This is a genomic window from Streptomyces sp. IBSBF 2435 (assembly GCF_036815005.1).
Taxonomy (GTDB): domain Bacteria; phylum Actinomycetota; class Actinomycetes; order Streptomycetales; family Streptomycetaceae; genus Actinacidiphila.
On record NZ_JAJSYW010000199.1, the window covers coordinates 1 to 12,865 of the forward strand.

Sequence of the window (12,865 nt, forward strand, 5' to 3'; positions counted from 1 at the left end):
GCGCAGTTCCCCGCGCCCCTACGGGGGCTCGACTCCTCTGCCGCAGAGGGCACCCCTCCAGGGGCGCGGGGAACTGCGCGCCCAGCCACGGTGCGGCGGCACTGTGCACGCCACAGGAAGTGGCACCCCCCAGGGGCGCGGGGAACATGCGCGACAAGCCCCCGCCGGGCCGCGGGCGAGCGCGTACCGCAGGGACAGACCGGCGGGGGCGGCGGCGCCCGAGAGGCCGACACACCGGGCTAAGCCGTCAGGATTCGCCCGGCCCGTACATATGCTGGCCAAATGACGCGAATCGGCGCCGTGCATGCGGTGCTTCCGCCGCATCAGTACGAGCAGTACGAGATCACGGAAGCACTCGCGGGCCTGGGCGCGGCGCCCCCGATCGCCCGCGCGGTGCTGGAGCGCGTGCACGCCGCGTCCGCCGTCCGTACGCGCCGCCTCGCCCTGCCCCTGGAGCGCTACGCGACACTGCACGGCTTCGGCGAGGCCAACGACTGCTTCATCGAAGTTGCCCAGGAACTGGGCGAGCAGGCCGTCACGGATGCGCTGGCCGACGCCGGCATCAGGCCGGACGAGGTGGACCTCGTCATCTCCACCTCCGTCACCGGTATCGCCGCACCCTCGATCGAGGCCAGGATCGCCGGCCGGCTCGGGCTGCGGCCGGATGTGAAGCGGGTTCCGGTGTTCGGGCTGGGATGCGTCGCGGGAGCCGCGGGCCTGGCGCGGCTGCACGACTACCTGGAGGCCCGCCCGCAGGGCGTCGCCGTGCTGCTCTCGGTGGAGCTGTGCTCGCTGACGCTCCAGCGCAACGACACCTCGACGGCCAACGTCGTCGCGGGCGCGCTGTTCGGCGACGGCGCCGCCGCGGTGGTGGCGGTCGGCCGGGACCGGGCCGCCGCGGGTCCCGAGGTCGTGGCGACCCGCAGCCGGCTGTACCCGGACACCGAGCGGCTGCTCGGCTGGGAGATCGGCGACGACGGCTTCCGCATCGTGCTGGGCAGCGATCTGCCCGACCTGGTCAGGCGCCATTTCGGCCCCGAGGTGCGCGGCTTCCTGGCCGACCACGGACTCAAGCCGGAGGACGTGACCGGGTGGGTCTGCCACCCGGGCGGCCCGAAGGTGCTGGAGGCGGTCCGCGAGACGCTGGACCTGCCGGCCAGGGCGCTGGAGGCGACCTGGCGCTCGCTGGCCGAGGTCGGCAACCTCTCGTCCGCCTCGGTCCTGCACATCCTGCGCGACACGCTGGCCGGCGACCGCCCGCTGCCCGGCAGCCCGGGGCTGATGATGGCGATGGGCCCCGGCTTCTGTTCCGAACTCGTCCTCCTGCGCTGGTAGGTACCGCCTGATGCCCTCGTACACCCTGCTCCTGCTGCTGGTTGCCTTCGAACGGCTGATGGAGCTGAACATCGCCCGCCGCAATGCGGCCTGGAGCTTCGCCCGCGGCGGGGCCGAGCACGGCGGCGGCCACTACCCGGTGATGGTGCTGCTGCACACCGGGCTGCTGGCCGGCTGTCTGGCCGAAGTCCACTACGGCGGGCGGCCGTTCATCCCCGCGCTCGGCGTGCCGATGCTCGTACTCGTGCTGGCCGCACAGGTGTTGCGCTGGTGGTGCGTCGCCGCGCTGGGACCGCGCTGGAACACCCGGGTGATCGTCGTGCCCGGGCTGCCGCTGGTGGACCGCGGGCCGTACCGGCTGATGCGGCACCCCAACTACCTGGCGGTGGTGGTCGAGGGCGCCGCGCTGCCGCTGGTGCACGGGGCGTGGATCACCGCGCTGTGCTTCACGCTGGCCAACGCGCGGCTGCTCACGGTCCGGCTGCGCTGCGAGAACGCCGCGCTCGGCCTGGCGGCCACGTGATCGACCTGCTGGTCGCGGGCGGCGGTCCCGCGGGGCTCGCCACCGCGATCCACGCCGCCAGGGCGGGACTTGAGGTGGTGGTCGCCGAGCCGCGCCCCGGGCCGGTCGACAAGGCCTGCGGGGAGGGCCTGATGCCCTCCGCCGTCCGCTCGCTGGCCGCACTCGGCGTCACCGTCGCGGGCCAGCCGCTGCACGGCATCCGCTACGTCGACGAGCGGCACCGGGCGGAGGCCCGCTTCCGTACCGGTCCCGGGCGCGGGGTGCGGCGTACCGAACTTCAGGCCGCACTCGCCGCCACCGCGGCCGAACTCGGCGTGCGCGTGCTGCCGTTGCGGGTCGACGGGGTCCGGCAGGACGGTGACAGCGTGACCGCGGCCGGGATCACCGCCCGCTATCTCGCCGCGGCCGACGGCCTGCACTCACCGATCAGGCGCGGGCTGCGGCTCGGCGCGGGACCCGACCCGCGGCCGGCCCGCTACGGGCTGCGCCGGCACTACGCCGTACGCCCGTGGACGGACTGCGTCGAGGTGCACTGGTCGGCCCGCGCCGAGGCCTATGTCACCCCGCTGGGGCCGCGGTTGGTCGGGGTTGCGGTGCTCACCGGCGACCGCGCGCCCTTCGCCGGCCACCTGGCCGCCTTCCCCCGGCTGCTGGAGCGGCTGCCCGCCGACGCGGTGACACCCGCCCGCGGCGCGGGCCCGATGCGGCAGCGGGTCCGTACCCGGGCGGCGGGCCGGGTGCTGCTGGTCGGCGACGCGGCGGGCTACGTCGACGCGCTGACCGGCGAGGGCGTCGCGGTCGCGCTGGCCGCGGCGCACCAGCTGGTGCGCTGCGTGGTGGCCGACCGGCCGCAGGACTACGACCGCGCGTGGCGCCGGGCCTCGCGCGACTACCGGCTGCTCACCGGCTCGCTGCTGTGGCTGCGCGGCCGGCCGTGGTCCGCCCGCCGTATCGTGCCCGCTGCGGCCCACTGCCCCGCGCTCTTCGCCGCCGCCGTCCACCGGCTGTCCTGACCCGGCCGCCCCTCAGCCCGCGGCCGGGCCGTAGCGGAACCAGCCGTAGTCGGCGTGGCCGGTGCCGCCCGCGGGCCCTGTCGCGTACGGCCCGAGGAAGACACCCGTGAAGCCGCCGGCGACCTGGCTGCTCAGGAAGCGGCCGTCGATCGTGGCGAGGTCGCGGGCGCCCTCGGGGGACTGGGTGCAGGAGAAGGTGTAGTCCTGCCCCCTGGCCCGCACCCCGAGCCGCAACGGCCCCGGGCGTACCGGGAGTTCGGCCTGTACCGTGTCGGTGCCCGCGTGGCGCCCGGTCAGCCGGACGACGGTGCGGCCGTCCTCGGCCGGAGTGGCCAGCAGGGTGATGTGGTGGCCGGGGCTCTGGAACACCGCGAGGCCCGCGGCCTCGCCGGGGGACCCCGGGTTGAAGTCGAGCGCGGTCTCGGCGGCGAAGTCGGTGTGCTGCTGGCGGCGGCCGACGAAGGCCGGGGTGTGCTGCTCGGCGAGGGTCTGCGGGAGCAGCCGCAGCCGCAGATGCCCGGGCCGCTCGGTCAGGCTGTACGCCCCGGTCCCGGGGGACCGCAGCAGATTCCAGCCGGCGTCCAGCACCTCGGCGTCGAAGTGGTCCACCGGGCCGGCCGCAGGCCAGGGGTGCGCGGGCAGCGCGACCTCGGTGTGCTCGGTGAGCCGCCCCGCGCCGGGGTTGACGACCGGCCAGCCCTGCTCCCACTCCACCCGGGCCAGATGGGTCTCGCGCCCGAGGTTGGCGTGGCGCCCGCCGTACATCCGGGAGGCCAGCAGCAGCGCGTACCAGTCGCCACCGGGCGTCCGCACCAGGTCGGCGTGCCCGGCGCCGGACAGCGGGTGGCCCTGGCCGAGGTGGCGGTGGGTGAGCACCGGATTGCCCGGGTGGTTCTCGTAAGGACCGGTGACCTGCCGGCTGCGGGCCACGGTGACCGCGTGCTCGAACTCGGTGCCGCCCTCGGCGAGCAGCAGCACGTACCAGCCGTCGTGCCGGTACAGGTGCGGTCCCTCCGCCCAGCGTGCGTCCACCAGGGCGCCGCGGAAGAGCACCCGGTCGGGGCCGCTCAGGGCGCCGGTCGCCACATCGAAGGCGCGCATCCAGATCTCGGTCCTGCCGCCGGTGCCCGGGATCTCGCGGGCGCCGAGCAGATACGCCGAGCCGTCGTCGTCGAAGAACAGCGACGGGTCGAAGCCGGGCGCCTCCGGCAGCCACACCGGGTCCGACCAGTCGCCGGCCGGATCGTCCGCGGACAGCAGGAAGTTGCCCGCGGAGCCGAGCCCGTCGACCAGCGTGCACACCAGGTGGAAGCGGCCCGCGGCATGGCGCAGCGTGGGCGCGTACAGGCCGCCGTCCCACCGCACCCCGTCGAGGTCCACCTGCCCGGCGCGGTCCACCGCGTGGCCGATCGGCCGCCAGTTCGCCAGGTCCCTGCTGTGGTGCAGCGGGATGCCGGGGAAGCAGGCGAAGGAGGAGTTCGCGAGGTAGTAGTCCTGCCCCACCCGGCACACCGACGGGTCGGGGAAGCAGCCGGGCAGGACCGGGTTGTGCGCGGTGACGGTCATCAGTGGTGCGTGTCCTTGGATGGGTCGGCGAGGCGGCTCTCCTGCGGATGAGCCGGCCGTGCCGGTACTGGGCCTCGAAACTTGCGGAACACTTCCGGAACTTCTGAGTGACGTTAGAAGCGCCGTCCGGCTCCGTCAACCCTCCCGGCGCGGCACTCGCGGGCCGGAGTTCGAAAAGGCGCGGTGCCTTTTCCGCGGGGCGGGGGCGCTGCCTAGACTGGGAGCCCACTGCGACAGGAGGCACCGGTGGCGGCAGACAGCGCGGGCCGGGTCACGATCGCCGACATCGCCCGCGAGGCCGGGGTGTCGCTGCCCACGGTCTCCCGGGTGCTCAACGGGCGCAGCGACGTGTCCGCGGCCACCCGCCGCCGGGTGGAGGACCTGCTGGCCGAGCACGGCTACCGGCGCAGGGCGGCCGGCACCGCGAGCCGGGCCAACCTCATCGACCTGGTGTTCAACGACCTCGACAGCCCCTGGGCGGTGGAGATCCTGCGCGGCGTGGAGAAGGTCGCCCATGCCGCGGGGGTGGGCGCCGTGGTGTCCGCGGTGCACCACCAGGCGGCGTCCGCGCAGCAGTGGCTGGTCGGCGTCAGGTCCCGCAACTCCGACGGCGCGATCCTGGTCACGTCGGAGCCCGCCCCGCGGCTGAACGCGGAATTGCGCAGGCTGGGCATGCCGCTGGTGGTCATCGACCCGGCAGGGGTTCCCACCTTCGACATCCCCACCATCGGCGCCACCAACTGGGCCGGCGGGCGCAGCGCGGTGCTGCACCTTCTGGGGCTCGGCCACCGCAGGATCGGCATCATCACAGGACCGCCCGCGCTGCTGTGCAGCCGGGCCCGGCTCGACGGCTACCGTGCGGCCCTGGAGTCGGCCGGGGTCGAGGTGGACGACAACCTCGTGCGGGTGGGCGACTTCTCGCACGAGTCCGGCTTCGCCCTGGGCTCCGCGCTGCTCGGCGGCGCGCACCCGCCGACCGCGGTCTTCGCCTCCAGCGACCAGATGGCGCTGGGCGTCTACGAGGCCGCCAGGCAGTACGGCCTGCGGGTGCCCGACGACCTGAGCGTCGTCGGCTTCGACGACCTGCCGCAGGCCCGCTGGTCACCGCCGCCGCTGACCACGGTGCGGCAGCCGCTCGCCGAAATGGGCGCCGCGGCTGCCGACATGCTGCTCCAACTGGTCCAGGGCCAGACCCCGGACGTGCTGCGGGTGGAGCTGTCCACCAGCCTGGTGGTACGGGAGAGCTCCGCCGCGCCGCGTCAGTCCGACGCGGGCACCCGGCCGGCCGGCTCCACCTCGGCGGTCGGCAGGAAGCGCCCGACCAGGAGCTTGTAGAGCGCGCCGCCCACCAGGCCGCCGACCAGTGGACCGGCGATCGGTACCCAGAAGTAGAGGTTGCCCCACTGGTCCCGCCAGGCCGTGCTGTAGCCGGTGATGTAGCTGGCCAGCCGCGGGCCGAGGTCACGCGCCGGGTTGATCGCGTAACCGGCGTTGGCGCCGAAGGCCATACCGATCGCGACCACGATCAGGCCGATGATGAACGCGCCGAGGTTGGCGCCCGGCGGGGTGTTGAGCACGTCGGTGATCGCCAGGATCAGCATCAGCAGGATCGCGGTACCGATCACCTGGTCGCGGAAGGCACCCCATTCGTGCACCCCGGCGGTCAGCGATCCGTTGCCGGGCAGCGTGGAGAAGACGAACTGCGTCTTCATCGTGTGCCCGGGGTCGGCGTGGCCGAGGATCTCGCTGTAGTTCCACCGCACGATCAGCGCGGCGACGAAGGCGCCGAGGAACTGGGCGAACCAGTACGGCACCACCTTGCGCCAGGTGAAGCCCTTGAAGACGGCCAGCGTGAGCGTCACCGCGGGATTGAGATGGGCACCGGAGAGCCTGGCGGCCACGTACACACCCAGCGTGACGCCCAGGCCCCAGGCCCAGGCGATCGAGTCGTGGCCGCCCAGACCGCCCTTGGGCGAGGTGAGGTCGCCGCCGGCGACCACCTGGGCCACCACACCGGCACCGATCAGGATCAGGATCATGGTGCCGGCGAACTCCGCGAGCATCTCCCCGATCAGCCCCGAGCCGCGTACACGTGTCGCCATGGCTACCGCTTCCCGCCGGCCGTCACAGCCGGCTGTGGCTTGTTCGGTTCTGCACCGTTTCGGTACGTGATTGCTCCACCGAAACATGTGTGGGCAGCCGTGGCGCGCGGGGTTAGGCCGTCCGCCGGACCCGCGGCGCGCGCCCCGTCGTCGAGGTCCTGACAGGAACGGGATATCTTGATATCAAGCAATGTTTGCAATGCTGGAAACTGGAGCGGAGTAACCGGTGGCTGACTCGACCATCATCTATACGCACACCGACGAGGCGCCGGCCCTGGCGACGTATTCGTTCCTGCCGGTGATCGAGGCGTACGCCTCGACGGCCGGCGTCACGGTCGAGAGCCGTGACATCTCGCTGGCCGGCCGGATCATCGCCGTCTTCCCCGAGTACCTGGAGGAGGGGCAGCGGATCGACGACGCGCTGGCCGAGCTGGGCCGGCTGGCCGGCACGCCGGGCGCGAACATCATCAAGCTGCCGAACGTCTCGGCCTCGATCCCGCAGCTCAAGGCGGCCGTCGCCGAGCTCCAGCAGCAGGGCTACGCGCTGCCGGACTACCCGGACGACCCGAAGACCGACCAGGACCGCGACGTCCGCGCCCGCTATGACCGGATCAAGGGCAGCGCCGTCAACCCGGTGCTCCGCGAGGGCAACTCCGACCGCCGCGCCCCCGCCTCGGTGAAGAACTACGCCAAGGCCCACCCGCACCGGATGGGCGCCTGGACCCCCGAGTCGAAGACCAACGTGGCGACCATGGGCGCCGACGACTTCAGGAGCACCGAGAAGTCCGCGGTCATCGCCGCGGACGGCGCCCTGCGCATCGAGCTGGCCGGCGACGACGGCAGCACCACCGTGCTGCGCGAGTCGGTGCCGGTGCTGGCCGGCGAGGTCGTGGACGCCTCGGTGATGCGGGTCGCCGCGCTGCGCGAGTTCCTCAGCGCCCAGGTGGCCAGGGCCAAGGCCGAGGGCGTGCTGTTCTCCGTGCACCTCAAGGCGACCATGATGAAGGTCTCCGACCCGATCATCTTCGGCCATGTCGTACGGGCCTTCTTCCCCAGGACCTTCGCCGAGCACGGCGCCGCGCTCGCCGCGGCCGGGCTGACCCCGAACGACGGTCTCGGCGGCATCATCAACGGCCTGGAGTCGCTCCCCGGCGGCGCCGCGATCACCGCGTCCTTCCAGGCCGAGCTTGCCGAGGGCCCCGCGCTGGCGATGGTCGACTCCGACCGCGGCATCACCAACCTGCACGTGCCCAGCGACGTCATCGTGGACGCCTCGATGCCGGCCATGATCCGCACCTCGGGCCACATGTGGGGTCCCGACGGCCAGGAGGCCGACACCCTCGCGGTGATCCCGGACAGCAGCTACTCCGGCGTCTACCAGGTCGTCCTCGACGACTGCCGCGCGAACGGCGCCTTCGACCCGGCCACCATGGGTTCGGTGCCCAACGTCGGCCTGATGGCGCAGGCCGCCGAGGAGTACGGCAGCCACGACAAGACCTTCGAGATCCCGGTCACCGGCACCGTCCGGGTGGTCGACGGCAGCGGCGCGGCGGTCCTGGAGCAGGCCGTCAGCGCCGGCGACGTCTTCCGGATGTGCCAGACCAAGGACGTCCCGATCCGCGACTGGGTCAAGCTCGCCGTCACCCGCGCCCGCGCCACCGGCAGCCCCGCGGTCTTCTGGCTGGACGAGAGCCGCGCCCACGACGCGAACCTGATCGCCAAGGTCGGCCAGTACCTGCCCGAGCACGACACCGCCGGGCTGCAGATCGAGATCATGACGCCGCAGGCCGCGACCGCCTTCTCCCTGGAGCGGATCCGCCGCGGCGAGGACACCATCTCGGTCACCGGCAACGTGCTGCGCGACTACCTGACCGACCTCTTCCCGATCCTGGAGCTGGGCACCAGCGCCAAGATGCTCTCGGTGGTCCCGCTGATCAACGGCGGCGGCCTGTTCGAGACCGGCGCCGGCGGCTCGGCGCCCAAGCACGTGCAGCAGCTGGTCAAGGAGAACTACCTGCGCTGGGACAGCCTCGGCGAGTTCTTCGCTCTGGCCGCCAGCTTCGAGCACCTGGCCGCCTCCACGGGCAACGCGCGGGCGCAGATCCTCGCCGACACCCTCGACCGCGCCACCGGCACCTTCCTCAACGAGGACCGGTCGCCCAGCCGCAGGCTCGGCGGCATCGACAACCGCGGCAGCCACTTCTACCTCGCGCTGTACTGGGCGCAGGAGCTGGCGGCGCAGACCGACGACGCGGCCCTCGCGGCGGCGTTCGACGGCCTCGCCAAGACGCTGGCGGAGCAGGAGGAGACCATCGTTACCGAATTGATCGCTGTCCAGGGATCGCCGGTCGACATCGGCGGTTACTACCGGCCCGACCCCGCCAAGGCCGCCGCCGTCATGCGCCCCTCGGCCGCGTTCAACCAGGCCATCGGCTCGCTCGCCTGATCGAATGCCCGGGGCAACGGCCCCGGCAACACGCCCGTCACCCCGGCCGGACCGTCACCGCGCCGGGGTGACGGTGTTCCATGGAGTGACCGGTTCGATGATTTTCTTCTTGACGTGCGGGCCGCCAGACGAGTTGACTCACCCGCACTTGGGCCGCGTCGTGGCGGCCCTCTCAGGGGAGGCACCACCGCAATGAACGCGATATCGCGCCGTCTTGTCGTGGGAGGCGCTGTGATCTCACTGGCGCTGACCATGGCCGCGTGTGGCAAGGCCGGCGACAAGAAGTCCTCGGACGACAGCACCAGCAAGAGCATCGGTCTGCTGCTGCCCGACACGGTGACGGCCCGGTACGAGAGGTTCGACAGGCCGCTGATCACCAACAAGATCAAGGCGCTGTGCTCCGACTGCGAGGTGCAGTACGACAACGCCGGTGGTGACGCCGCCAAGCAGGCGCAGCAGGTCAGCACCATGGTCGCCAAGGGCGTCAAGGTGCTGATCCTGGACGCCCAGGACTACGTCGGCATCAAGTCGTCCGTCCAGGCCGCGGTGGACAAGGGCATCAAGGTCGTCGCCTACGACCGCCTCGCCGAGGGACCCGTCTCGGCGTACGTGAGCTACGACAACAAGAAGGTCGGAGAACTCCAGGGCTCGGCGCTGCTGACGGCGATGGGCTCGGACGCCACCCCGCAGTCCAAGATCGTGATGATCAACGGCGACGACGCCGACCCCAACGCCGCCGAGTTCAAGGCCGGCGCGCACAGCGCCCTGGACGGCAAGGTGACCATCGCCTACGAGCAGTCCGGCCTGTGGAAGGACACCGTCGCCAACCAGAAGGTCAAGGCGGCGATCACCTCGGTCGGCAAGAACAACATCAAGGGCGTCTACTCGGCCAACGACACGATGGCCGGCGGTATCGCCACCGCGCTCAAGGGCGCCGGCATCAAGGTCCCGCTGACCGGTCAGGACGCCGACCTGGCGGCGATCCAGCGGATCCTGGTCGGCGACCAGAGCTCCACCGTCTACAAGGCGGCGAAGCCGGAGGCCGAGAGCGCCGCGGAGATCGCGGTCGACCTGCTGCAGAACAAGGACTTCAAGTCCATCGCCGACACCACCAAGAAGAGCGGCTCGGGCGACGACGTGCCCTCCAAGCTGCTCAACGCGGTCTCGGTGACCAAGGACAACATCAAGGACACCGTCCTGGCCGACGGTACGTACACCGTCGCCCAGATCTGCACCGCCGACTACGCCACGGCCTGCGCGGACAACGGAATCAAGTAGGCCGGGACCGGGCCGGCCGCGGCCGGCCGGCCCGGCGCTCGCAACCGGGGGACAGGAGCGGGGGGAACGCGTTCGGCGCGTGAATCCCGCTCAACTTCTTGACGGCTCGCCATGGCCCCTTGACACTGCCTTACGGATCAGGGGTATCCCTGATCCGCAGATTGAGAGCGTTTTCAATCGGCTGAATCAAAGGGTCATAGCCGAGCTGTGGCCTGAAATGTGCAGTGCTGAGCGCGACTACACCCCCACATCCGCGCTGACCTGGCGTTCACTTCGCGAAGCCAGGGAAAGGACTCCACTCATGCGCAGAACCTTCCCCCCAGGCCGGACCGGGCACCGGTCACGCCTCCACCGGCGGCCCGTCGCCCTGCTCGCCGCCTTCGCCCTGGTCCTCGCCGGACTGCTGGGCCTGATCGGGACCATCGGCAGTGCCTCGGCGGACGCCTCCGACTACACCCAGAGCGTCAGTGAGCCGAGCAGCACCCAGGCGAAGGTCACCTTCACCCCGACGTCGCCCGCCACCTATGTGATCATCCATTACCAGGTGGGCGCCGGCGGCCAGCAGAACGTCCAGATGGCTGCGTCCGGCAGCAGCTGGACGTACACCGTCTCGCCGATCTCGGCCGGCACCGTGCTGACGTACTCGTTCACGTACACCAAGAACGGCCCGCAGTACGACAGCTCGCAGTACACGTACACCCAGGGCAGCGGCGGCAGCACCAGTGCCGGCACCAGCTCCGGGACGAGCAGCGGGACCAGTACGGGCACGAGCACCGGGACGACCACGGGCAGCACCGGCGGTTCCACCACCCCGCCGCCGGGGAACTGCCCGACGCAGTCGGACACCCCGAACTTCGGCTCGAACGTCCACATATACGATCCGTCGATGTCGGCCGCCACCATCCAGAGCCAGCTCGACGCCCAGTTCAACCAGCAGAAGGACACCGCCACCGCGCAGTTCAGCAACAACCGGGTGGCGCAGCTGTTCAAGCCGGGCACGTACAACGTGAACGACAACGTCGGCTTCTACACCTCGGTGGCCGGCCTCGGCCAGAACCCGGACGACGTCACGTTCAACGGCAACATCACCGTGGACGCCTTCAACGCCTCCGACGCGGGCAACGCGACGCAGAACTTCTGGCGCTCCGCGGAGAACCTGGCCATCAACCCCGGCGGCGGCAGCGACCGCTGGGCCGTGGCCCAGGCCGCGCCCTTCCGCCGGATCGACGTGCACGGCAACCTCCAGCTCTACCCGGCCAGCTACGGCTACGCCAGCGGAGGCTACATCGCCGACACCAAGGTCAGCGGCGAGACCTCCTCGATCTCGCAGCAGCAGTGGTACACCCGGGACAGCAACCTGGGCAGCTGGGCGGGCGGCGTGTGGAACATGGTCTTCTCCGGGGTGAACGGCGCCCCGGGCAACACCTTCCCGAACCCGCCGGAGACCACCCTGGCCACCACCCCGGTCTCCCGTGACGTGCCCTACCTCTACGTCGACAGCAGCGGCAAATACCGGGTCTTCCTGCCCTCGCTGCGCACCAACGCCTCGGGGCCGAGCTGGGCCGGCGGCAGCACCCCGGGCAGCTCGCTGCCGATGAGCCAGTTCTACGTCGTCAAGGCCGGCGACACTGCCGCGACCATCAACAACGCCCTCTCCCAGGGCTGCAACCTCTTCGTCACCCCGGGCGTGTACCACCTGAACCAGACGCTCAACGTGACCAAGGCCAACACCACCATCCTCGGCATCGGCTACCCGACGCTGATCCCGGACAACGGGGTCAACGCGATGCAGGTCGCCGACGTGGACGGCGTGCGCCTCAAGGGCCTGCTGTTCGACGCGGGCACCACCAACTCGCAGGCGCTGCTCACGGTCGGCCCGTCCGGTTCGTCCGCGAGCCACGCGGCCAACCCGACCACCATCCAGGACGTGTTCTTCCGGATCGGCGGCCAGGTCGCGGGCAAGGCCACCAACAGCCTGATCGTGAACAGCAGCAACGCGATCATCGACCACATCTGGGCCTGGCGAGCCGACCACGGCAGCGGCGTGGGCTGGACCAGCAACACCGCGGACAACGGCCTGACCGTCAACGGCAACAACGTCTTGGCGACCGGCCTGTTCGTCGAGCACTACCAGAAGTACGAGGTGGTGTGGAACGGCCAGGGCGGCAAGACGATCTTCTTCCAGAACGAGAACCCGTACGACCCGCCCAACCAGGCGGCCTGGAAGAACCCGGCGGGCCAGAACGGCTACGCGGCCTACAAGGTGGGCGCCAATGTGACCACCCATGAGGCCTGGGGACTCGGCAGTTACTGCTACTTCAACGTCAACCCGGCGGTGAACAACTACCACGCCTTCGAGGTGCCCAACGTCTCGGGCGTGAAGTTCCACTCCGCGCTGACCGTCTCGCTCGGCGGCGTGGGCACCATCACCCACGTCATCAACGACACCGGAGCGGTCACCGCCTCCAACACCACCCCCAGCAACGTCGTCAACTACCCGTGAAGCCGGGCCTGATCAGCAGCTGACCTGGTGAACTCCCGCGTGGTGGGGGGGGGGGGGGGGGGGGGGGGGGGGGGGGGGGGGGGGGGGCGGGGGGGGGGG

The 12,865-nt window shown here is 71.4% G+C and carries 9 protein-coding genes; 7 read left to right on the top strand and 2 right to left on the bottom strand.

Annotation, left to right across the window (positions count from 1 at the left end):
* Nucleotides 1–282 precede the first annotated feature (282 nt).
* Genes V7E46_RS28545 through V7E46_RS28555 form a run of 3 tightly spaced genes read left to right on the top strand, consistent with a single transcriptional unit; the run spans nucleotide 283 to nucleotide 2,871 of the window.
* The gene (locus tag V7E46_RS28545) at nucleotides 283–1,335 is read left to right on the top strand and encodes a type III polyketide synthase (RefSeq protein ID WP_333771112.1); all 1,053 of its coding nucleotides are present in this window, start codon (nucleotides 283–285) and stop codon (nucleotides 1,333–1,335) included.
* A 10-nt stretch (nucleotides 1,336–1,345) separates the two neighbouring features.
* Complete coding sequence (locus tag V7E46_RS28550; RefSeq protein ID WP_333771113.1) at nucleotides 1,346–1,858, top strand: isoprenylcysteine carboxyl methyltransferase family protein; 513 nt, start codon at nucleotides 1,346–1,348, stop codon at nucleotides 1,856–1,858.
* Nucleotides 1,855–2,871 (top strand): NAD(P)/FAD-dependent oxidoreductase, encoded by a 1,017-nt coding sequence (locus V7E46_RS28555; RefSeq protein WP_333771114.1) that lies wholly within the window; start codon nucleotides 1,855–1,857, stop codon nucleotides 2,869–2,871. The genes V7E46_RS28550 and V7E46_RS28555 overlap by 4 nt, the downstream gene beginning before the upstream one ends.
* Before the next feature lie 12 nt (nucleotides 2,872–2,883).
* Here the strand turns inward: V7E46_RS28555 and V7E46_RS28560 are convergent, their stop codons facing one another.
* Nucleotides 2,884–4,437 (bottom strand): glycoside hydrolase family 43 protein, encoded by a 1,554-nt coding sequence (locus tag V7E46_RS28560; protein WP_333771115.1) that lies wholly within the window; start codon nucleotides 4,435–4,437, stop codon nucleotides 2,884–2,886.
* 246 nt (nucleotides 4,438–4,683) lie between these two features.
* Between V7E46_RS28560 and V7E46_RS28565 the strand changes: the two genes are divergently transcribed.
* Entirely contained in the window at nucleotides 4,684–5,772 is a 1,089-nt protein-coding gene (locus V7E46_RS28565; protein WP_333771116.1) for a LacI family DNA-binding transcriptional regulator, read from the top strand.
* Here the strand turns inward: V7E46_RS28565 and V7E46_RS28570 are convergent.
* A complete protein-coding gene (locus V7E46_RS28570) occupies nucleotides 5,697–6,539 on the bottom strand; it encodes an MIP/aquaporin family protein (protein WP_329171965.1) in 843 nt (280 codons plus the stop codon). The genes V7E46_RS28565 and V7E46_RS28570 overlap by 76 nt on opposite strands.
* Before the next feature lie 226 nt (nucleotides 6,540–6,765).
* On the opposite strand from V7E46_RS28570, the gene V7E46_RS28575 reads away from it, so the two are divergent.
* The 3 genes from V7E46_RS28575 to V7E46_RS28585 all read left to right on the top strand — a co-directional run bounded on the left by V7E46_RS28575 (nucleotide 6,766) and on the right by V7E46_RS28585 (nucleotide 12,766).
* Nucleotides 6,766–8,985: an NADP-dependent isocitrate dehydrogenase gene (locus tag V7E46_RS28575; protein WP_333771117.1), complete on the top strand. Its 2,220-nt coding sequence runs from the start codon at nucleotides 6,766–6,768 to the stop codon at nucleotides 8,983–8,985.
* Between the two features lie 192 nt (nucleotides 8,986–9,177).
* Nucleotides 9,178–10,263: a sugar ABC transporter substrate-binding protein gene (locus V7E46_RS28580; protein ID WP_333771118.1), complete on the top strand. Its 1,086-nt coding sequence runs from the start codon at nucleotides 9,178–9,180 to the stop codon at nucleotides 10,261–10,263.
* A 301-nt stretch (nucleotides 10,264–10,564) separates the two neighbouring features.
* Nucleotides 10,565–12,766 (top strand): hypothetical protein, encoded by a 2,202-nt coding sequence (locus V7E46_RS28585; RefSeq protein WP_333771120.1) that lies wholly within the window; start codon nucleotides 10,565–10,567, stop codon nucleotides 12,764–12,766.
* Nucleotides 12,767–12,865: the final 99 nt, after the last annotated feature.